The sequence below is a fragment of the Synechococcus sp. R65.1 genome (genome assembly GCF_047461755.1).
Taxonomy (GTDB): Bacteria; Cyanobacteriota; Cyanobacteriia; order Thermostichales; family Thermostichaceae; genus Thermostichus.
Window position 1 is genome coordinate 1 of the sequence record NZ_JANSHU010000013.1, and the last position, 19,798, is coordinate 19,798.

Genomic DNA, 19,798 nt, shown 5'->3' on the forward strand with positions numbered 1-19,798 from the left:
AGCGCCGGCTGTGCGGGGCTAGTGCTTCCCCAGGTTTCCTGACTCTACTTCCCCTGGCCCCAGCGCCAGGGGTTTTTCTTTCAGGACATACTGGGCGTATTGAGCAAAGAAGACTCCCAGGGGAGCAGTGCTGGATATTCCCATAGTCAAGATTCGGCCTCTAAGTCCAGAACGAGTTGCCCAAATGGCGGCGGGAGAGGTGATCGACTCCCTGGAGGCAGCCCTGCGGGAATTAATAGAAAACGCCCTCGATGCCCAGGCCAGCCGCGTTCAGGTAGATCTTTGGCCAAGCCGCTGGCAGGTGCGGGTAGCCGATAACGGCCAAGGGATCCCAGGCTCGGAGTTGGAGCAGGTAGCCCGTCGCCATACCACGAGCAAGTGGGACGGGCGCAGCCTAGGGTTTCGCGGAGAAGCTCTGCACAGCCTAGCCCGCTTGGGATCCCTGACCATCCAGACCCGTCATGCCACCGATGAGCATGGCTGGCTGGCCACCTACGACCAGCAGGGGGAGTTGATCCACAAGCAGCCAGCAGCCACCGCTTTAGGGACAGTCGTGACGGTGGCGGATTTGTTTGCTAGCTGGCCCCTGCGCCGCTGTCCCCCGCCCCAGACGCGCTCGCTCCTAACCTTGGTCCAGAACGCTGCACTAGCCCATCCAGGGGTTAGCTGGCAAGTCTGCCAGGAGGGGCAGCTGCTACTTAGTCTTTGGCCGGGCCAATCTCTGCAGGATCTGCTCCTGCAAATGTTGCCGCAGGTGGAGCCTTCCGATCTGCGCTACCGGCGCATTCAAGAGGGGGATAGCGACTGGGAGTTGGTGGTGGGCTTGCCGGATCGCCTGCATCGCCCTCGCCCCGATTGGATCCGGGTAGCCGTCAATGGCCGCTTTGTGCAGATGTTGGAGTGGCAACGGTTAATCCAGTCAGTCTTTCAACACGCCTTGCCCCGCCACCGCCATCCTCTGGTAGTGGTGCACCTGCGCCTGCCACCTGAACAGGTGGACTGGAACCGCCATCCAGCTAAGAGCGAGCTCTATCTACAGGAGCCGCAGAAGCGACAGGAGCAATTGCGCCAGTACCTGCAGGATCTTCTGCACGCAGGCTCTGCCCAGTCCAGCCGCCGCTCTCTTCATCTCCTCCGCGCCAGCGAGTCCAAGTCGCTCTACCGGGTTTCAGCTCCCTCCGCTGCCGGCTGCTCCCTGCCTCCCCTAAAGGCGCTGGCCCAACTGTACCGAACCTACATTCTAGCGGAGCACCCCCAGGGGCTGTGGCTAGTGGAGCAACACCTGGCCCACGAGCGAGTGCGCTATGAGGAGATTCAACGGCACTGGCAGCTAGTGGAGCTCGAGGCACCGGTGATGCTGCGGGGATTGTCTTCCCAGGCCGTGGAGCAGTTGGAACAGTTGGGGCTAGAGCCGGAACCCTTTGGCCCCGCTACGTATTTGGTGCGCCGCCTGCCGCTAGCTCTCTGCTCTGAAGATCCCGAAGAGGTGCAGGGATCCCTTCTGGAACTCAGCCGCTGTGCGGATCTAGAAGCAGCTCAGGTGGCCCTGGCCTGTCGTGGTGCCTTGCGCAATGGGGTCCCACTTACCCTGGAGCAGATGCAGCAGTTGCTGGATGCCTGGCAGCGCACGGCTAACCCCCACACCTGTCCCCATGGCCGTCCAGTCTATCTAGTTTTGGCCGAAGCCGACTTGGCCCGCTACTTTCGCCGCCGCTGGGGGATCTGCGACCGCCCCCTCTCTGACCCCAAGCTGGGATCCCTGCGGCTGGGAGACAGTTTGGCCGCTCAAGTGCGTCGTTCAGCCGGGTTGCCGGTGTTAGATCCCACGGACGAGGTCCACTCTGCCCCTCTATAATTTCAGGGGTGTCAAGCTGCTGGAACGGTCCTATGGCTTCCTATCTCAGAACCCCAGAAGAAACCTGGCTGCAGCGCCATGCGCGCCCAATCTTGGTCTTCTTGTCCAGCTTGGGAGTTCTGTTAACAGCCTACCTTACCTACACCAAGCTGACGGAGCAGCCTGCTGCCTTCTGCGGGGGGGATGGGGGGTGTAACCTGGTGCTCTCCAGTCGGTGGGCAGAGTTTTTGGGGATCCCAACCGCAGCCATTGGCCTGCTGGGGTTTCTAGCCGTCTTGGCCCTGGCAGGGCTGCCGGAAGAGATCCCAGGAGTGAAGCGGTGGCGATGGCCAGCCCTGTTTGGCTTGGTTTCCGCCATGACTGTCTTTGAGATGTATATGCTTTACCTGATGGTGGCGGTGCTACGGCAATTCTGCCTGTACTGCACGGCAGCGATGGGGTTGGTAGCGGGGCTGTGGCTCGTCACGGTGTTTGGCCACCGCTGGCTGGACTGGGCCAAGCTGGCTTTCAGTTACATTCTCGTGGGCCTGTTTACGTTGGTAGTTACCCTTGGGGTGTACGCCAAGCAGGCTCCTCCGCCCAGCCCCCTAGCGGCAGGCTTAGCAGCCCACCTGCGCAAGATTGGCGCCACCATGTACGGGGCCTATTGGTGCCCCCACTGCCAAGAGCAGAAGGCCTTGTTTGGGTCGGCCTTTGCCCAGATACCCTACGTGGAGTGCTCGCCCAACGGGCCCGGCACGCCTCAGGTTGAGGAATGTACGAAGGCAGGGATCACCAGCTATCCCACTTGGATTATCAATGGCCGCAGTTACGTGGGACTCCGCTCGCTGGAAGCTTTGGCCGTAGCTTCTGGGTACTCCCCCAAGGCGGAGGAAGAGCAGGATTGACCGCTCTGAAGACTGATACAACACTGGACAAAGGCGGACTTTTCCACAACCCCTAGCTAGGAGCGGGGTTTATCTCCACTGCCTCACTGGAGGGATCTTTACGGGATCACTTCCCGTCGAGCTGTCCTTTTCTTGAGGGTTGCGCCCGTTGCCTACACAGAAACCACGCCGGGTTTGGGCTGCTGGAAAAGTTCGGCTAGAGTCAGAATTAGTAGCTGCGTTTACTTCTTGCCAGGATCCCCATGCTTGTTGCGGCTGCCACGGAAGCACACCTAGAACCCGTTGATTTGGATCGCTTGCTCACGCCTGAAATCCAGCGGCCAGCTCGCTACTTGGGCAAAGAATTCGGGGCTGTCCATCGCCCTTGGGACTCGGCACGGGTGCGTTGGGTGCTAAGTTACCCGGAGCTGTACGAGGTGGGGGCTTCCAACCTGGGCCACATCATCCTCTACAACATCCTCAACGCCCAGCCAGACCAGTTGTGCGACCGCACCTACTTGCCAGGCCCGGATCTGGCGGCTCGGATGCGGCAGCTGGGGATCCCGCTGTTTGCCGTAGAATCGCGTCGCCCCCTGCGCGCTTTCCACATCGTCGGCTTTAGCCTGGCCTATGAGCTGGGGGGCACCAACATCTTAGAGATGCTGGATCTGGCCGGGATCCCGCTCAAGTGGTGGGAACGGCAAGCCTTTACCCCACAAGAGTGTCCCCTCATCTTTGCCGGTGGGCCGACTGCCACCTCCAACCCAGAGCCCTTTGCCGACTTTTTCGATTTCTTCGTCTTCGGGGATGGGGAAGAGGTGCTGCCGGAAATTGGTCAGGTGCTGGCCGGATCCCTGCACAAGCCCCGCCGGGAGGTGCTCTTGGAGCTGGCCCAGGTGCCAGGAGTGTATGTGCCGCAGTTTTACGAGGGGATCCCCCCGCGGCCCATTGTGCCTGGGGTGCCGGAGCGCATTCGTCGCCGCGTAGCGCTGCCCCAACTGCAGTACTCCATTGGTCTAGTACCGCTGGTGGCCACTGTCCACGACCGCCTGGTGGTGGAAGTGCGACGTGGCTGTACCCGCGGCTGTCGCTTTTGCCAACCCGGCATGCTCACCCGCCCTGCCCGCGATGTCGATCCGGAAGCGGTAGTGGAGGCGGTGGTGCAGGGCTTGCGCAAGACCGGCTACAACGAGTTTTCTCTTTCTTCTCTCAGCTGCTCTGACTACCTTTCCCTGCCAGCGGTGGGAGCAGAGCTACATAACCGTCTCCTTGGCCAGCACATTGCCCTTTCCCTGCCCAGCCAGCGGGTGGATCGCTTTGATGAGAACATTTCCGCCATCATGAAGGGATCCCGCCGCTCGGGGCTGACCTTTGCTCCGGAGGCCGGCACGCAACGGCTGCGGGACATCATCAACAAGGGCCTTAGCGATGCTGACCTCATTCGCGGCATTCGCACTGCAGTCCAGGAGGGCTGGGACAAAATTAAGCTCTACTTCATGATTGGCCTGCCCGGCGAGACTGACGACGATGTGATTGGGATTGCCCGCACGGTCGAGATGCTGCAGCGAGAATGTGCGGCCCTGGGCCGCAAGCGGGTGGAGTTTACCCTCACCCTCTCCAACTTTGTCCCCAAGCCCCACACGCCCTTCCAGTGGCACCGGGTGGACTACGCTGACGTGCGGCGCAAGCAGGATCTGCTGCAAAGGGAACTGCGGCGGCTGCGGGGAGTCAAGGCCCACTTTACCGATATTCGCTTTAGCATCCTGGAGGACTTGATTGGCAAAGGGGATCGCTCCCTGGGCCGCATGATCGAGCAGGCCTGGCGAGCTGGCGCCGGCTTGGATGCCTGGTGGGAAAACATCGACGCCGCCTATGCCGCCTGGGTGAAGGCCTACTGCGGCGAGGCGGTAGATCCCAGCGCCGATCCAGTGGCCCTCTGCGCCTATCTCCCGATGCGCGAATTTGGCCTGGAGGATCCCTTGCCCTGGGATCACATCGATACCGGCATCGACAAGCAATGGCTGCAGAAAGACTACCGCCGCGCCCTAGAAGCGATCACGGTAGAAGACTGCTCCTTCGAGAAGTGCTCCGCCTGCGGCGTCTGCGGTCCCGGCTTTGGTCACAACATTGTCATCCCGCCCCCGCCCGTTCCGCCCTTGCAAAGCCGCCCCACCCACACCCCCGATCCTCTCGAGCCAGAGCCGCCTGCCCAGCGTTTCCGCATCACCTACAGCAAAACCGGGGATCTGCGTTGGCTAGGCCACCTGGATCTCATGCGCCTATGGGAGCGGGCCTGTCGGCGCGCCGGCTTGCCCCTAGCCTTCAGCGGCGGCTACCACCCCATGCCTCGACTAGCCAACGCCAACGCCCTACCCATCGGCCAGGAAGGCTACGGCGAAGTCCTCGATCTGGAGTTGCTAAAGCGCCCCGAGGGGCCCGTTACCCCTGACGAACTGCGCGCCCTGCTGGTCGAACAACTGCCGCCAGAAATCTCCATCCGGGCCATCCAAGAGATTGGCCTGCGAGATCCCTCGGCTACCGAAGCCGTCTATGCCGCTGAGTATCAGCTCACTGTAAGTTGCGAGTCGCCCACTGCCGACTGGCCAGCCTGGGTCACCCAGATCCTGGATGCGCGCGAGATCTGGATTGAAAAAGTCTCCAAGTCGGGCAAAGCTTCTCTCTTCAATGCCCGTCCTCTGCTATACTACCTGGAGTTCCAGGGCTTGGCCCCCGACAGCAGCGCCTACCTCTTCTACCGCGGCAGTTGCCGCAACAACGGCGCCTACCTGCGGCCCAACCAACTGCTGCAAATGGCCGAGGCTCTGGGCTTGCCTCGCTGGACGCTGCAGGCGGCCAAACGGCTGCGCTTGTTGTGGGAGGACGGCACCTTGAATTCCGACTGAGGACGGGTGGCAGGATCCCCTGGACAAATCCCCAGTCAGGCTGCGGTATCAGGGTTAGCTGGGCTGAGGGATCCCGCAAGCGCTATAATTTTGCTACCCCTGGCTTCTGCCGCTGCCACCCTTGCTAGCCCTCAACCTGACCCAAGGCAAGATGAGCAGCCAGCAAAAGTCGGGCCAAATTTGAGCTCACTATCTAGAGCAGGCAGCAGCCGCAACAGGGCCCAGGCGCCAGGTGCTACAAAGAGGTGTGCCTCTTCCAGTTAGGCCTAGCTTTTCATTTCTCCCGAGGACAGGCTTCTTTCCTGCAGGCAAGTTACGGGCAAGAGGTGGCTAGGCTGCCACAGGCTCCTCTGCTGGGCTACTTTTTTCCTGCTGCCTGTCTATAAAGTTCGTCGTTGGCCATTGGAGCAGAGCTTAGGGTAATGGACAGCTGCACGATGAGTCAATTTTGTTGTCAAATCGAGCCAATCCTAGAACACCACTTCTCCGAGACGAGGGCAAATCCAAAACCGCAGGCCGTGGGGGCGGGGAGGAAAATGCATGCCTAGGCAGATCGTTATTGCTGAGCAACACCGCATTGCCGCTGTCTTTGCCGAAGACCAAGTCCAAGAGCTGATCATCGCCAGTGGCACCCACCAGGTGGGGGATATCTACGTGGGTGTCATCGAGAACGTCCTGCCCAGCATCGATGCCGCCTTTGTCAATATCGGCTCTGGAGAACGCAACGGGTTTATTCACGTCAGTGACCTAGGCCCGCTGCGCCTCAAACGCAACCAGGCTCCCATTTCCGAACTGGTCCTGCCGCAACAGAAAGTGCTGGTGCAGGTCATGAAAGAGCCCACTGGCAACAAAGGGCCGCGTCTTACGGGAGACCTGGCTCTTCCAGGGCGCTACCTGGTGCTGCGACCTTACGGCAAAGGGGTGTATTTGTCTCGCCGCATCGAGGATCGAGAAGAACGCAATCGCCTGAAATCGCTAGCCATCTTGATTAAGCCTCCCCAGATGGGCCTGTTGGTGCGCACTGAGGCCGAGGGAGTAGCCGAAGAGGCGATGATCGATGACCTGGAGCAATTGAAAAAGCTCTGGGAAGAGATTCAACAGCAGTACCAGGCGGCACGGGGGCCGGGTCTACTGAGGCGAGACGAGGATTTTATCCAGCGGGTGCTGCGGGACGTCTACTCAGACGATGTCAACCGCATCGTTACTGACTCGGCGGCCGGTGCGAAGCGGGTGCGCAGCTATCTGCAAGGCTGGAACAAAGGAAAAATGCCGCCCGGCGTTGTGGTCGAGGTTCACCGTGAGCCCACCCCCATCTTGGAGTATTTCCGGGTCAATGCGGTTATTCGCCAGGCGCTGCGGCCGCGGGTGGATCTACCCTCCGGGGGCTATATCGTCATCGAGCCCACGGAGGCCCTGACCGTGATCGATGTCAACTCTGGCTCTTTCACCCAGTCGGCCACTTCCCGCGAGACGGTGCTGTGGACCAACTGCGAGGCTGCCACCGAGATTGCCCGCCAACTGAGGCTGCGCAACATTGCCGGCGTGATCGTGGTGGATTTCATCGACATGGACTCCCGCCAGGATCAGCTGCTGGTTTTGGAACACTTCAACAAAGCCCTTGCCCATGACAAGGCCCGACCCCAGGTGGTTCAGCTCTCAGAGTTGGGGCTAGTGGAACTCACCCGCAAGCGGCAGGGGCAGAGCCTCTATGAGATCTTTGGCCACCCCTGCCCCACCTGTGAGGGGCTAGGGATCCTGGCCCGACTGCCGGGATCCGAGCCGGGGCGGCTGTTAACTGTCGAAAGTGGACGACCGGTAACGCTGCCTGGCGAGGCTGAGGAGGGCGAAGAGGAGGGCGCTCCAATTCTGCCCCGGAATGGTGATTCCCAGCGGGCGCGCCTGCAGGTGGGAAGCAATGGGGCGTTGCCAAGTCTAGACCGCTCTCGGCTTGCTCAAGGAGAGCGACTGGAGCCAGAGGAAGCCAGGGCTGAGCCGGTGCGCAAACGGCCTCGCGAAGAGGGAGCAGTAGAAGAGGAAAGCCCGCAGCCACTGCCAGTGGCAGGGGCAGAGCAGAAGCGCAAGGAAGTCCATCGCCCTGGCCGGGGGGAGGACGCTGGGCGCGCCAGTGGGACAGAGTCTCCAGAGAGCCAGCCAGCTCGACAAACCATCACTGTGGAGATGACTCCTCTCCAGCAGCGGGTCTATTCGGAGCTGGGGCTGTCACCCCTGTTGCTTCTGGATCAGCCGCCGCCGGCGGGCCGAGACACGGTGGTTAGGGTCATTTTGCCAGGCACGGCCAAGGTGGACAGCCCGGTGGAGGCAAAAACCGACACAACTTCTGCCAACGGCGCGCCTTTGGCGGAAGTTACCCAGCCTGAACGGTTGCCTACAGAATCAATAGCAGAGCCACCGGCAACAGGGGCGCCGCCAGAAGTGGTCATTGATCCCTCTCACCAATCTCCAGCAGCCTCCAGACGACGGCGCTCTCGCGGCAGTTAGCCAAGCCAGTTAGCGCTCTTGCTTGAGATAGCGCTGTGGCCGTATGGACAAAGCAACGAAGCCCAGCTTGAGCTGGGAGGAATCCCTGTGGCAAGAGGGGATCCTGCGGGTAGCAGGCGTGGATGAAGTGGGGCGGGGAGCCCTAGCGGGGCCGGTGGTGGCAGCGGCGGTCATCCTGCCACCCTACCTCGATCCCGAGGTGCTGGCAGGGGTGAAGGATGGCAAGCAACTGCGCCCACGGCAGCGCGCCCAGTGGGCAGAGCGGATTCGCCAAGTGGCCCTGGCTGTAGGCATTGGCAGTGCTTCTGCTGCCGAAATTGACCAACTCAACATTCGCCAGGCAACATTGCTGGCCATGCAGCGAGCTCTGGCCCAAGTGGGGGAAGTGGAGCACATCCTGCTGGATGGGCTGCCGCTGGCGGAGCTGGGATCCCGGCAGACGGCGCTGGTCAAAGGGGATCAGCTCAGCCTCTCCATCGCTGCTGCCTCCATCGTGGCCAAGGTCTGGCGGGATGCCCTGATGCAGAGCTGGGACTCCCAGTACCCCGGCTACGGCTGGCGCACCAACGTCGGCTATGGGACACGGGAGCACTGGCTAGCGCTGCAGCGCTTGGGGCCAAGCCCCCAGCATCGCCATAGCTTTGCCCCCGTTCGGGACTTGCAAGCAGGCCAGTGGGAGGGTAGGATAAGGTCTGAAGGCTGCCCACGTAGCTCAGCGGACTAGAGCACTGGGTTCCGGTCCCAGGGGTCGGAGGTTCGAATCCTTTCGTGGGCGTTAGTTGAGATTGGGTCAAGGGCTGGCAGTGGGCGCCGGCAACACGTAGATAGACTCCACCTGCTGGCCTGGCGAGGGGACAGCTTGAAGGATCCCTTTTCCAATGTGATAGATGACTTTCTCGGCCTGGAGTTGATTTTCTCCTTGGCGGACGGTGACCCGGCCTTCCAGCTCAATCCGCTGCTCTTGGCTGTAGTAGACCGCCTTGTGAGCGCGGGCCGTGAGGCGCTCAGCAGGGAAGCGGAGGGTAACATTGCCAGTGGCTACGAACACCCCTGTATTGGCGTTGGCCTCCTGAACATCGGCGCTAATGCTGATGGCGCGTGGATTTTGCCCCCACGCTGGGCCGGGGATCGCAAGGGCCAACCCTATGCCCACCGCCCAACCCACCTTCCTCTGGCGGCCCAAGCTCCTTTGGTCAAGGTCGATCCCCCTCGCCATTCCCTCCCCTGGTTAAACCACTCCAGCAGCCAGTCTAGCCTGGGATCCCTGATCCCGCTGCTGGGGCAGCCTGTTAGCCCTTGCCATCCCCTCCCCTGGGCAGGACTTGAGCCAGTTGCTTTTCCAACTCGCTAACCCGCTGCAGCAACTGGCGGTTGGTCTCCAGCAGCTCCCGCGCCTGGCTGCTGAGATAGGGATCCGATTCCCACCAGTTGATCCCAATCTCCTTGGCCTTGTCCACCGAAGAGATCAGCAGCCGAATGCGCACCCTGAGCAGCTCCACATTGCCCACGGAAACGGTGATATCTCCGGCGATGACAATGCCCTTGTCCAGAACCCGCTCCAGGACATCGGCCAGAGAAGAGCCATGCGTTGCCGTGGCCAGGGGTTGAGAGGCAATGGGCACTGGGGATTCTCCTCCAAAGCGTGCAAACCAATATCAGTTGGGCAGTTGATCCAGCAAGTAGTTGAGCACCTGGGCTCCTTCCTCGTAGCGCTTGCCGGCCCTAGGCAACAGCACGTCGGCACACAGAGCACGAAAATCGGCATCGTTCTTACTCACCGCCAGCTCGTGCTCCCTGACGATGCGTCCAATCATCAGACAACTGCGCAGGCTGGGTTGGCGAGTCAGATCCAACCTGCGGCGGAAGGTACGGACAAGGTGGACAATCTTAAGCGCGTCGGAAGCCGATAGGCCAATGCGGGAAATGAGGATCTCCTTTTCCGTCTCGATGTCGGGCTCCCCAATATCGATGGTAATCATCCGATCCAGCAGCGCATCCTGAGCCCTGTGAACCCCCGTGTATTCCTCGGGGTTGGAGGTGAAGATGGCCCGAAACTGGGGATGCACCCGCAGATATTCGGAGCGGTGGCTGCCCGGCGGCAAAACCAGCAGCCTTTCTTCCAAGGCACTTAGGAGGGCGTTGTTGGCCTCGGGGCGGGAGCGGTTGAACTCGTCGTAGATGAGGGTAAACCCCTCCCGGCAGGCCAAGGTGAGGCGGGCATCTACCCAGCGCTGCTGCACATCTTCCTCTACCTTCACCACTGAATGGATGAAGTTATCCACCACCCGCCGATGGGTAAAGCCAGTGCGCCCCCCGATGAGGTCGGAAGAATCGAAGCGATCGTCGCCGTAGATCAGCATGATGGGGCGACCTAGAAGGCTGGCCAAATGCATTGCCAGGGTGGTCTTGCCTGTGCCCGAAGGCCCCCGCAGATGCACGGCAAAACCGGATTGCAGATAGCGCAAGGCGCGGCGGGTAATCCGCTCAATGTAGGGAGTGCTTACAAACTGGCGGGGACGCGCTTGCAAAACCGTAGCCATATCAATACCCAACTCTTAACTTGCCTGGACTATAGCCGTAAGCCGTAACCGTCTTCTTGCGCTTACGGAGACGGGGGCGGAACTGAGATCACAGCCGTCGCTGACACCATACGCCGCAAGGTGGCCAAGATTTCCGAGGGATCCACCCCCAGATCCACGGCACCGCGGGCCAGCAGATCCCGCACCCGCTCCCGATCGCCAATCACCTGCAGCAAGGTTAGGTTGGGATCCTGCGCCTGCAGGGCTGCCACATAGTTGTTGACGTAGTTCAGGATTGGATCCAGCTGCTCCTCGCCAGCAAGTGGGGGTGCAACTCGATCTTGAGAGGGCTCAGGGGGTGGCGGCGCTACAGGAGTATCCCCTGGGGGTTCGCTCTTGCTTGTAGCCTCTAGCTGAGGAGCTTCACCTGGAGCTATTTCTGGGGGTTTGTCCCAACACTCAAACTGCTTCTCAACAGCCCCAGAATCTTCAGGTAGGAGGACAGGGATCCCATCCCCCCACACCTGCTCGCGCAACGCCCTGCGGAAAGCTGCCAAAGCCTGCCGAAGCGCTTGGGCTTCTGCCCGCTGTTCTTGGGCAATCCGAGCCAGCTCCTGCCGTACCCGTTGCCGCAAGTCGGCATAGAAAGCCTGCCGCACTTGTCGGGTTTGGTTGGCCATGGCCTGCCGCGCCTGGGCATAGGTGGCTAGCAAGCTCTTCACCATCGCTGTCAAGTCGGCTTGAAAAGTCTCTAGCTCCTGCCGCTGCGCCTGCGATTGGGCGGCCCGTTCTTGGGCCAGGCGAGAGAGAAGCACCGCCACTCCTTGGGCCCGCTGCGCTGCAGCCTCTAGACGGGCATGTTTGTCCAAAGCCCGCTGCGCCGCTCGGTTCTGCTCCAGGCTGCGCAGTTGGCTGCGGGTTTGCTCCCTCTGCTGCCGTACTGCCTCTTGGCGTTCCTGGCGACGTTGTCTCAGCTCGGCCATCAGAGCGCGGTGCTGCTCCAGGCGCTGCTGCCGGGATCCGCTCAACAAACTTAGGTTTTGAGCCACCCGTCGGCTGCGGGCTTCGGCCCACTGCTTCTGCAAACTCATGGCGTTCTCTCCTTGGCAGTTTTTTACTTCCCCTCAAACCGCAAGCCAATCGCTTGAAGGGGGAGGAGGCAGAGATTCTTTTGAACCCCTGCCTCACTTGCCGACTGCATTTCTCTTAGTTAAAGGCTGAGGCTTTGTTGGGAGCTGGGAAGTCGATTAGGAGGTTTGGACAGCGGGAGCGGCAGCAGTAGCCGTTAGGCCCACAGCCTCGGCGTACTTCAGGTAGGTCTCCACCGAAGCCACGACGACGCGCGCTTCAATGGCCAACAGCTCGATCCCCACCAGCGAAACCCGCACCCAGGCATCGACCACAATGCCCTTGTCCAAGATGCGATCGATCACCTCGGCCAAGCTCGAAGAAGAGTTCACTTTCTCAACTGCCATAGCTTCTCTCCTGCAAGGATGATGGTTGAAAAGGACAACAATTCGGTAGCAAAGCGGTAGATAGAATAGAAGGGATCCCCAACGGGATTGGCCCTCTCTAGGGCGACAGGTGCACGTTCTGCCACCCCAGCGCTATTCCGCTAGCTTTTTCCGGGGAGAACAGAAGAACACGGCAGGTCGACAAGGCTTGCCGTCTTCTCTAAGCGCACCCCCCTACATAGCTACATAGTAGCCGCTGGCAGAAAAAGTGGGTCAAAGGGCGAGAGCGCTTTTTAGCGTTGGCTAAGCCAAGGTGCGGGCCGGCAGGGATCCCCTATACTGAGAGCAGTGCGCTTGCCGATACGCCGTCCGTTCACTGGCCAAGAGGACTGCCGTGACCGACTTTGACACTGGGATCCCGAGTGTGCGTCGCCTACAGAAGGTGATTCGGGATCGAGAAATCCTGGAGGTTAAGCTCAATACGGGAGATGTCTTCATCGGCCAGCTACGCTGGCAGGATCCAGACTGTCTCTGCTTAGCAGACGCGGAGGGGCAAGAATCGCTGCTGTGGCGCTCCGCCATCGCCTTTGTCAAAGTCCGACCTCACCCCTAAACCCAAATTCCCCTAGCCTCTTTGTTGTCGCTGGCTTCCCAGCGGCAGGAGCTCTTGGCGCATCCATCGACAGCTCTAGCCAAAGCTTCTAGCAGAAAGGTTATGATTCAGCAAGAAGGGTGAAACAATTAACCTTCCTCCCCTCCAGCCATGACAACCGGCACCCTAGAGCTCGCCCTGCAGCCCGCTGCTCAGCGACACAACCACTACAGCCGTGAAGACTTCTACCGCTTCGACCCCTCGCGGGGATCTCTAGTGGACTGGACGGGCGCGCGCAATGTCTTGGTCAGCGAAGACTTTATCCTCGGCTTGCAGCAGGGGCTGGAAGAAGAGGTGGGGGATGCCTCTGCTTCTTTGATGTATACCATTGGCCGCGAGTGGGGGCGCAACGATGCTCTCCACTTCTCCCGCTGGTTCGAGGAGGAGTATCGGCGCAAGCCCAAGCAGACCCACCTCATGTTTCTCCTGGAAACCTGGTGGTGGCCTCTGACCTCGCAAGGCTGGGGGCGCTGGGAAGTCGAGCTCGAAAGCCGGCGGCAGGGATTTATTTTCATCAACCTGTTCGACTCGGCTGTGGCCCGCACCTTGGGGGATGTGGGCAAACCCGTTTGCCACCTCTACGCCGGCTTATTTGCCGGTTTTTTCAGCACGATGGTAGAGCGGCAGCTCAACTGCATCGAGATCCAGTGCTACTCCATGGGGGAAAGCTACTGCAAGTTTTTGCTCGGCAGCAAAGAGCGCATTGACGCGGCTGCCTTTTGGCTCAACGAGGGGGCCACGGCTAGTGAAATTGCCCAAAAGTTGCGCTCTGGTCAAGGGGTGGCCAAGGCATGACGCCAGAGAGCTTTCTAGAGGAGTCGGTGCAGAGCTTTTTTGCCCGCTTGAACTGGGATAACCGTCCACGGCAAAGCCGCTTGCTGCCAATGCCCTTCTTACAAGTGCGGGAGTACCTTAACTCCATCCCCTGGCCCGGGGATCCCCTGGCCTTGGCGGCCCGTTCTTGGCAATCCCTGGGGTCGGTACCGGAAGCTGGGCCAGAGGAAGAGCAGATCACCTTGGACGACCTATTGGCCTGTTTTGAACGCTAGCCTTCTAGGAGAAGCGAGATGGTCAGCCCCTTGGAGCAAATGCTAATCGAGGCAGAGGCTCGCTACCTCACCTCGGAGCAGCTGGATCAGCTTAAAGCCTATGTCCTCGGCTGGCCAAAACGGCAGCACGTGTACCGGGCTCTGCGGGAGGGGGAGGCTCAGATGGTGGGCCGCACCTTGGAGGCTCTGCAGAAGGAGATGCCCAACCTCTCCCCCCAGGTCGTGGATCTGTGCCGGCGCCACCTGTTGCTGTTGCTGCGGCACAGCGCCCTGGCCATGTTGCTGCAGGACGAAAACCTCCTCAAAGAGCGGCTCATCGACTGGATGGAAGAGGAAGTGCGCCTGTATGGGCTGCAGAACGTCTATGAAGTTGCCCATCGGCTTTTCCAGCAGGAGCTCAAAGACTGCCTACAACCTGGCGAACTGGAGTTCATCCGTCCCTTGATTACCCGCGTGCAGGCAGCTTTGCTATCTTTAAGCGGCCTCCCAGCCGCCTAGCGGTGGCTTCCATTCCCATCGCCGACCCAGGGATCCTCTATGGCTGACACCGTTTCCCTTGCCAACAGCTCTGCCGGCTTTGATCCCTACACGCCGGTTTTGGCCAACTACTACGCGCCCAGCCTCTACCTGCAAAGCGATCTGGAGTCGGGTTTGCTAGAAAGTCGCCACGGCGACCGTCTCCTAGCCCTTCCAGAGACCTTATTGCGAGCCATCTACACTGGTCTGGAATACGAGACAGGACAAGCGGCCCGTCTGGTGCTGCGCCACTGTGGCCGCATGTGGGGCAAGGAGTTTTTCCGCCGCTTTGCCCAGGAGCTTTCCGACTACTACCAAAAGCCCCTAGCTGAGCTGGAGATGGGCCTTTTTCTCCAGAGTCTCAAACAGGCTTGGAAAACCCACGGCTGGGGGTTGATCGACCTCGACTGGACCTACAAAGACCAGGGGGTAGTGGTGGTGTCGATTCGCAACTCTCCCTTCGCCGCTGCCACGCCTTCCCACTTTAAGCGCCCAATGGGCTTCTTGGAGGCAGGGCTATTGGCCACTTGGTTTAGCCAATTGACTGGCCAGGACTTGGCCTGCGTGCAAACCACCAGCGAGGCTCTGGGGGCAAAAAGCAATTTGTTTATCTTGACGGCTGCCAACCGCCTCAAGGAGGCAGAAACCTGGGTGGACGCGGGTCTTAGCCACGAGCAGATCCTAGAGAAGGTGTTGCAGCCTGCCCCCTAGCTTGCAAGGAGGGGGTGGGATCCCAAAGAGACAAACTGTATAATCTTGTGAAAGCAAGACGAGCTCAAAGGCACGAGGGCCAAGCCATTGGGGTGGCGGGTGAGAGCAATTCGAGGAGCCATCACCGTGCCGGCCAACACTGCCGAGGCCATTGGTGCGGCAGTAAACGAGCTGCTGGATGCCCTAGAACATCGCAACGCCATTGATCCGGCAGAGGTAGTGAGCGTCATTTTCTCCGTTACCCCTGACCTAGATGCCGCCTTTCCTGCCCAATTTGCCCGCCGCCGTCCTGGCTGGGAGGCAGTGCCTCTGCTGGACGTGCAACAGATGGAGGTCAATGGCGCTTTGCCCCGCTGCATCCGTGTTTTAATCCAACTGAACACTCCCCTGACCCAGGCGGAGATGCACCACGTTTATCTAAGAGGCGCTCGCGAGTTACGGCCCGATCTCAGCCCCGTCTAGGAAGATTGCTTTTGCCGCAGTTGAGCTTCCCACTGTTGCAGCTGCTCCTGACGGGCAGCTATCTCCGCTTCGCGACGGCTTAACTCTTGGCTTTGCCGAGTTAGGGAAAAACGCCAGTTTTCAATCTCCGTCCAGTCAACTAGGCTGTAGGCTTGGGAGAGGCTGTGCAGCATCTCCACCAGCTTCATCGCCGCCTCTTCCACCTGCTGCACCCGCCGGTTTTCTCCCAGCTCGACCAGCAGCAACACCCCAACGTTGTAAGGGGCTGCCTCCTTGAGAGTAATCCGCTCCGGCTGAGGCAGCGGTGTCCAAATCCCCTTCTCGCCCTGTTGGGCTAGAAGCTGTAACTCCGCTGGGCCAAAAAGACTTTTCTTGTCTACCCGTGCCAGGTACAGCATGGAGCCTACTGGGAGCTGCCGTCGATTCTAGCACCAACTCCTCCCTGCCAAGGGATCCCGATCCTGGGCCGTGCCAGCAGAAGGATTGGTGTTAGGATCGGCTCTGAAAGGGGTAAAGCTTACAGCTTTCCCGCTCCTATCGTTTGGGGATCCCTGGCATGTTTCTCACCCAAAGCCCCTACTTTTTGATGGCAGCCCTGGTGGCAATTGCCAGTGGAGCCATCTTTGCCGTCCGCTTTGTCAAGCCCGAAGCCTCGGAAGAGTCAGATGTAATCTTCGCTACGATGGGCCTGATCTACTCCATCTCTCTGCTCCTGGAAGGTCAGCGCCTAATCCCCTTGCTGTTTTTTGCCCAGGTGCTGTTGGCGGTGATGGCGGGCTGGTTTGCCATCCAGACCTTCCGCCTGCGCATTCTCCTAAACGAGAAGGTGCGCCAGATAACTGGAGTTCGTCCAGCTATGCGGCGCCAAGGCTTTAGCCGCACCTATCCGCCCGATGGCTATGGCCAAGGACGTGCCGTTGCCAGCGCGGCCAGCGGATCCCGCATTCGCGATACCTCCTCCTCTAGCCGCTCCATTCCTGAGCGCAGCGAGGAACCAGCGCGCCGCCCGCGGCCACAGTTGACCAGCAGTACGCAGGTGCGCCCGCGTCGTCGTTCGGAGGATGACGAGGAAGAGCTAGAGACAACCTTGCAGCAGGAGGCTGAGTCTTCCCCTCCGCCTTCCGCCCGTCGCCCTCGTCGCCCAACCCCTGAGGAGTATCGGGACGATACCCAGGAGGAGCAAAGCACTGACGTCGGTAGCCGACGTCGTCCTCCCCGTCTACCCCAAACTCAAGAGGAGAGCTACGCCGAAGAAAAGCCTCGCCCTTCCTCTCGCCGCGTCGTCGAGGTGGAGTCAGTGGAGGTTCAGGAGGTAGAGCCGGACGAATCCGAGGATGACTTGTTTTAGCTGACCCAGCAGACCCCTAGAAGCCTTTAGCCGGTATTGCGCATGCCAGCGGCAATGCCATTGATGGTGAGAAGGGCTCCGCGCAGCAGCTCAGCGCGGCTGTGCTGGCTGGGGTGAAGGGGGGGTCTTTGCTTGCCGCGCAGGCGCTTGAGCAGCGAGATCTGAATAAAGCCCAGGGGCACAATGGAGCGGTTGCGCAACTGGATTGAGCGTCTTAGGTAGGGGTCACTTTCCAACAGCTCCCTATGGCCGGTAATTTTTAAAACCATCTCGCGGGTGCGGTGCATTTCTTGGGCAATGAGCTCAAACAGCTCCATTGCCCGCGGCAAACGCTCGGGGGAGCTCATTTCCTGGACATAGTGGCGAGCAATCTGCAAATCCGCTTTAGCCAGAGTCATCTCCACCTTGGAGATCACCATGCGGAAGAAGGGCCACTCGCGGTAGAGGTGTTGCAGGTGGGTGAGATGGTGCTCGCCTTGGGCGGCGTATTCCTGGAGGGCAGTGCCCACTCCATACCAGGCTGGCAGGAGAAAACGGCTTTGCGTCCAGCTAAATACCCAAGGGATGGCCCGCAGGGATCGGATATCCTTTGAGCCATCGCTACGGCGGGCTGGGCGAGAGCTAATCTGCAGTTGGCTAATCTCTTCGATAGGAGTGACCTCGTGGAAAAACTCCTCAAAGCCCTCCTGCTCGTAGACCAGGTTGCGGTACACCTGCCGCGAGCGCTCCGCTAGGGACTCCATCAGGCGCGACCACTCGTGCAGGTCATTGGGGTAAGTGCGCAGCAGGCTGGCCTGAATGACAGCGCTAGTAACCGTCTCTAGGTTGAAAAGGGCCAGATCCTGGAGGGAATACTTAGAAGCCAGCACCTCTCCCTGTTCGGTAATCTTGATGCGGCCCCCCACGCTGCGCCCAGGCTGGGCCAAGATGGCCTCGTAAGCCGGCCCGCCGCCGCGACCCACCGAGCCACCCCGCCCATGGAAGATCTGCAACTTTACCCCACACGCCTCGGCCACGGCCTGGAGCCGCTGCTGGGCTTTGTAGATCTCCCAGTTGCTGCTCAAAAAGCCGGCATCCTTGTTGCTATCGGAGTAGCCCAGCATCACCTCCTGTAAATTCTCCTGCTGGGCCAGGTACTGGCGATAGAAGGGGATCTCCAGCAACTGCCGCAAGATCTCCGGCGCCCGCTGCAGGTCTTCCACCGTCTCAAACAGCGGCACTACCGCTAGAGACCCGCGCCCGCTAATGGGATCATAAAGGCCCACCTCCTTGGCCAGCAGTAAAACTTCTAGCAGATCGCTCAACTGGCGGCTCATGCTGATGATGTAGGTCTGGCAGATGTCTCGACCAAACTCCTGCTGCAGGCGGCGCAGGGTACGCAAGGTGGCAATCAGCTCCGCCGTTTTCTCAGAAAAAGGGGCCTCCAGCGGAATCAGGGGCCGCCGGGTTTGCAGCTCCTGCAGAAGAAAAGCCCTTTTTTCCTCCTCCGTCATCTGGCTATAAGGCCGCGGCAAGATGCGCAAGTACTCGAAGATCTCCGTGAGCGCGGCCTCATGGTAGCTGCTGTCTTGGCGGATATCTAGGTGAGCCAGGTGAAAGCCAAAGACCTGCACCTGTTCGATGAGGTAGTCCAACTGGCGGCAGGCAAGGCCGCTGTTTTTCAAGCTTCTTTGGATGAGTTGCAAGTCGGCCAAAAACTCCTCGGCGCTGGCGTAAGCGTTGCCCAAGGAAGGAGGAGCGGTCAGACAGGCGGAATCAGCCAAGTTGCGGTTGCGCTCCCGCGTCAACTCTAGCCGCCGCAGGATGTAGCTGAGCTTCAGTCGGTAGGGCTCCTGGCGGTATTGCAAGGAAAAGGTCTCGTAGACCTCAGGCATGAGGCGGCGATCCTGCTCGAGGGCGTCCAGCAGTTGGCTGTCCACATCTCCCCAGTGCAAAGAGACGCTTAGGGTTTTGGTGAGCGCTTTCACCGACTCAATGTATTTGCCCAAAATGAGGTTGCGCTGGTAGCGGGCTGTTTGCCAGGTTACGTCGGCAGTCACTGAAGGGTTGCCGTCGCGATCCCCGCCCACCCAGGAGCCGAAGTTGCAAAATCCTGCAGGGGGCGGCTCGACGGTGGGAAAGGACTTTTTCAGGCTGCGCCTGAGGCGCTCGTGCAGTAGAGGGATAGCCTGAAACAGTACCTCTTCAAAATAGTGCAGGGTGTAATCGACTTCGTTGAGCACCGTCGGCTTGGTCTGGTGCAACTCGTCGGTGTGCCACCAGAGCAAAACTTCCTCTGCCAGCTGTTCTCTCAACATCTGAGCTTGCAGAGGGTCGAACTGCTCTGCCCAGTCCAGTTGGCTGAGCAGACGGGAGAAGACCCGTTGTTTTTCGCGGATGGTGTGGCGGACAATCTCAGTGGGGTGGGCGGTAAACACCAAGCGGATGTGCAGCCGCTCCAGCAGGCGGCGCAGCAAGCCAGGCGGCACTCCCTGAGCCCGGAGGTAGGGGAAGAGCCGTTCAAATTTTTCGTTTTCCCGCACGGTGCGCTGTTGGCTGTCCACCATGCGCATATCCGACTCTTCTGCCCGCTCGTAATTCTGTTCAACAATGTTGATGAGCTGAAAAAACAAGGCAAAGGCGCGCGCTGCTTGAATGGCTTCCTCAAGGCTAAGGTTCTCAACAATTTGGAAGACTTCTGGGATTGGATATTCTAGAGTCTGCCCTTCAGGAGAACACAGGGAGCGCAGCCGTCGCAGCAGATCCACCAACGGCTGCCCGCACTCCCGCAGGATTACCGATTCCCAAAGTTCTTCAACCAGTTGCAGGCGCTGGTTCAACAAGGTGTTCCGACGATCGAGCACCTCGTCCCTAGGGAGGGCCCGGCCCAAGGAATCCCGTTGCGCCAGGAGAGAGGCCTCCTTCAGGCCGTTAGCAGAACCACTGGCCTGCTCTGCAGCCGCTAGGTGGGAGGAAGAGGTCATG

19 protein-coding genes and 1 tRNA gene are annotated in these 19,798 nt (G+C 60.1%); 13 read left to right on the forward strand and 7 right to left on the reverse strand.

Going from position 1 to position 19,798, the window contains the following annotated elements:
* Positions 1–127: 127 nt before the first annotated feature.
* The 6 genes from mutL to NW814_RS07055 all read left to right on the forward strand — a co-directional run bounded on the left by mutL (position 128) and on the right by NW814_RS07055 (position 8,898).
* A complete protein-coding gene (gene mutL / locus NW814_RS07030) occupies positions 128–1,855 on the forward strand; it encodes a DNA mismatch repair endonuclease MutL (RefSeq protein ID WP_414405729.1) in 1,728 nt (575 codons plus the stop codon).
* A gap of 32 nt (positions 1,856–1,887) precedes the next feature.
* A complete protein-coding gene (locus tag NW814_RS07035) occupies positions 1,888–2,742 on the forward strand; it encodes a vitamin K epoxide reductase family protein (protein ID WP_414405730.1) in 855 nt (284 codons plus the stop codon).
* A 242-nt stretch (positions 2,743–2,984) separates the two neighbouring features.
* Positions 2,985–5,624: a TIGR03960 family B12-binding radical SAM protein gene (locus NW814_RS07040; protein WP_414405731.1), complete on the forward strand. Its 2,640-nt coding sequence runs from the start codon at positions 2,985–2,987 to the stop codon at positions 5,622–5,624.
* A 540-nt stretch (positions 5,625–6,164) separates the two neighbouring features.
* Complete coding sequence (locus tag NW814_RS07045) at positions 6,165–8,123, forward strand: Rne/Rng family ribonuclease (RefSeq protein WP_414405732.1); 1,959 nt, start codon at positions 6,165–6,167, stop codon at positions 8,121–8,123.
* Between the two features lie 43 nt (positions 8,124–8,166).
* Positions 8,167–8,847 (forward strand): ribonuclease HII, encoded by a 681-nt coding sequence (locus tag NW814_RS07050; protein ID WP_414405733.1) that lies wholly within the window; start codon positions 8,167–8,169, stop codon positions 8,845–8,847.
* A tRNA-Arg gene (locus NW814_RS07055) sits at positions 8,825–8,898 on the forward strand. Before NW814_RS07050 ends, NW814_RS07055 begins: the two co-directional genes overlap by 23 nt.
* A 15-nt stretch (positions 8,899–8,913) precedes the next feature.
* Here NW814_RS07055 and NW814_RS07060 read toward each other — a convergent pair.
* The 5 genes from NW814_RS07060 to gvpA all read right to left on the reverse strand — a co-directional run bounded on the left by NW814_RS07060 (position 8,914) and on the right by gvpA (position 12,117).
* Positions 8,914–9,339: an LptA/OstA family protein gene (locus NW814_RS07060; protein ID WP_414405734.1), complete on the reverse strand. Its 426-nt coding sequence runs from the start codon at positions 9,337–9,339 to the stop codon at positions 8,914–8,916.
* Positions 9,340–9,412: 73 nt separating this feature from the next.
* Positions 9,413–9,745 (reverse strand): gas vesicle protein, encoded by a 333-nt coding sequence (locus NW814_RS07065; RefSeq protein WP_414395170.1) that lies wholly within the window; start codon positions 9,743–9,745, stop codon positions 9,413–9,415.
* Between the two features lie 33 nt (positions 9,746–9,778).
* The gene (gvpN, locus tag NW814_RS07070; RefSeq protein ID WP_414405735.1) at positions 9,779–10,663 is read right to left on the reverse strand and encodes a gas vesicle protein GvpN; all 885 of its coding nucleotides are present in this window, start codon (positions 10,661–10,663) and stop codon (positions 9,779–9,781) included.
* 62 nt (positions 10,664–10,725) lie between these two features.
* A complete protein-coding gene (gene gvpC, locus NW814_RS07075) occupies positions 10,726–11,733 on the reverse strand; it encodes a gas vesicle protein GvpC (RefSeq protein WP_414405736.1) in 1,008 nt (335 codons plus the stop codon).
* Between the two features lie 156 nt (positions 11,734–11,889).
* A complete protein-coding gene (gene gvpA / locus NW814_RS07080) occupies positions 11,890–12,117 on the reverse strand; it encodes a gas vesicle structural protein GvpA (RefSeq protein ID WP_414404485.1) in 228 nt (75 codons plus the stop codon).
* 373 nt (positions 12,118–12,490) lie between these two features.
* Here gvpA and NW814_RS07085 point away from each other — a divergent pair, with 373 nt between their 5' ends.
* The 6 genes from NW814_RS07085 (at position 12,491) to aroH (ending at position 15,486) form a co-directional block, all read left to right on the forward strand.
* Positions 12,491–12,709 (forward strand): Hfq-related RNA-binding protein, encoded by a 219-nt coding sequence (locus NW814_RS07085; protein ID WP_414395176.1) that lies wholly within the window; start codon positions 12,491–12,493, stop codon positions 12,707–12,709.
* Between the two features lie 150 nt (positions 12,710–12,859).
* Positions 12,860–13,543, forward strand: a complete 684-nt coding sequence (locus NW814_RS07090) for a V4R domain-containing protein (protein ID WP_414405737.1) — start codon at positions 12,860–12,862, stop codon at positions 13,541–13,543.
* Positions 13,540–13,797, forward strand: a complete 258-nt coding sequence (locus NW814_RS07095; protein WP_414405738.1) for a hypothetical protein — start codon at positions 13,540–13,542, stop codon at positions 13,795–13,797. The genes NW814_RS07090 and NW814_RS07095 overlap by 4 nt, the downstream gene beginning before the upstream one ends.
* 18 nt (positions 13,798–13,815) lie before the next feature.
* A complete protein-coding gene (locus tag NW814_RS07100) occupies positions 13,816–14,295 on the forward strand; it encodes a hypothetical protein (RefSeq protein WP_414405739.1) in 480 nt (159 codons plus the stop codon).
* A gap of 39 nt (positions 14,296–14,334) precedes the next feature.
* Positions 14,335–15,024 carry a V4R domain-containing protein gene (locus NW814_RS07105; RefSeq protein ID WP_414405740.1) on the forward strand — a complete coding sequence of 230 codons (690 nt, stop codon included), beginning with the start codon at positions 14,335–14,337 and terminating at the stop codon, positions 15,022–15,024.
* A gap of 87 nt (positions 15,025–15,111) precedes the next feature.
* A complete protein-coding gene (aroH, locus tag NW814_RS07110; protein ID WP_414395182.1) occupies positions 15,112–15,486 on the forward strand; it encodes a chorismate mutase in 375 nt (124 codons plus the stop codon).
* On the opposite strand, the gene NW814_RS07115 is transcribed toward aroH, so the two are convergent.
* Positions 15,483–15,884, reverse strand: a complete 402-nt coding sequence (locus tag NW814_RS07115) for a hypothetical protein (RefSeq protein WP_414405741.1) — start codon at positions 15,882–15,884, stop codon at positions 15,483–15,485. The two genes, aroH and NW814_RS07115, sit on opposite strands and share 4 nt — an antisense overlap.
* 158 nt (positions 15,885–16,042) lie before the next feature.
* Here NW814_RS07115 and NW814_RS07120 point away from each other — a divergent pair, with 158 nt between their 5' ends.
* Positions 16,043–16,834 (forward strand): Ycf66 family protein, encoded by a 792-nt coding sequence (locus NW814_RS07120; RefSeq protein WP_414405742.1) that lies wholly within the window; start codon positions 16,043–16,045, stop codon positions 16,832–16,834.
* Between the two features lie 26 nt (positions 16,835–16,860).
* Here the strand turns inward: NW814_RS07120 and ppc are convergent, their stop codons facing one another.
* Positions 16,861–19,797, reverse strand: coding sequence for a phosphoenolpyruvate carboxylase (ppc, locus tag NW814_RS07125; protein WP_414405743.1), 2,937 nt, complete (start codon positions 19,795–19,797; stop codon positions 16,861–16,863).
* Position 19,798 lies beyond the last annotated feature (1 nt).

Coding starts and splice junctions, on each gene's coding strand:
- NW814_RS07050 (WP_414405733.1), top strand. CDS start 8,167: ATGGACAAAGCAACGAAGCCCAGCTTGAGCTGGGAGGAATCCCTGTGG.
- NW814_RS07105 (WP_414405740.1), top strand. CDS start 14,335: ATGGCTGACACCGTTTCCCTTGCCAACAGCTCTGCCGGCTTTGATCCC.
- NW814_RS07120 (WP_414405742.1), top strand. CDS start 16,043: ATGTTTCTCACCCAAAGCCCCTACTTTTTGATGGCAGCCCTGGTGGCA.
- NW814_RS07040 (WP_414405731.1), top strand. CDS start 2,985: ATGCTTGTTGCGGCTGCCACGGAAGCACACCTAGAACCCGTTGATTTG.
- NW814_RS07035 (WP_414405730.1), top strand. CDS start 1,888: ATGGCTTCCTATCTCAGAACCCCAGAAGAAACCTGGCTGCAGCGCCAT.
- ppc (WP_414405743.1), bottom strand. CDS start 19,797: ATGACCTCTTCCTCCCACCTAGCGGCTGCAGAGCAGGCCAGTGGTTCT.
- gvpA (WP_414404485.1), bottom strand. CDS start 12,117: ATGGCAGTTGAGAAAGTGAACTCTTCTTCGAGCTTGGCCGAGGTGATC.
- NW814_RS07090 (WP_414405737.1), top strand. CDS start 12,860: ATGACAACCGGCACCCTAGAGCTCGCCCTGCAGCCCGCTGCTCAGCGA.
- NW814_RS07045 (WP_414405732.1), top strand. CDS start 6,165: ATGCCTAGGCAGATCGTTATTGCTGAGCAACACCGCATTGCCGCTGTC.
- NW814_RS07060 (WP_414405734.1), bottom strand. CDS start 9,339: ATGGCGAGGGGGATCGACCTTGACCAAAGGAGCTTGGGCCGCCAGAGG.
- NW814_RS07095 (WP_414405738.1), top strand. CDS start 13,540: ATGACGCCAGAGAGCTTTCTAGAGGAGTCGGTGCAGAGCTTTTTTGCC.
- NW814_RS07115 (WP_414405741.1), bottom strand. CDS start 15,884: ATGCTGTACCTGGCACGGGTAGACAAGAAAAGTCTTTTTGGCCCAGCG.
- gvpN (WP_414405735.1), bottom strand. CDS start 10,663: ATGGCTACGGTTTTGCAAGCGCGTCCCCGCCAGTTTGTAAGCACTCCC.
- NW814_RS07100 (WP_414405739.1), top strand. CDS start 13,816: ATGGTCAGCCCCTTGGAGCAAATGCTAATCGAGGCAGAGGCTCGCTAC.
- gvpC (WP_414405736.1), bottom strand. CDS start 11,733: ATGAGTTTGCAGAAGCAGTGGGCCGAAGCCCGCAGCCGACGGGTGGCT.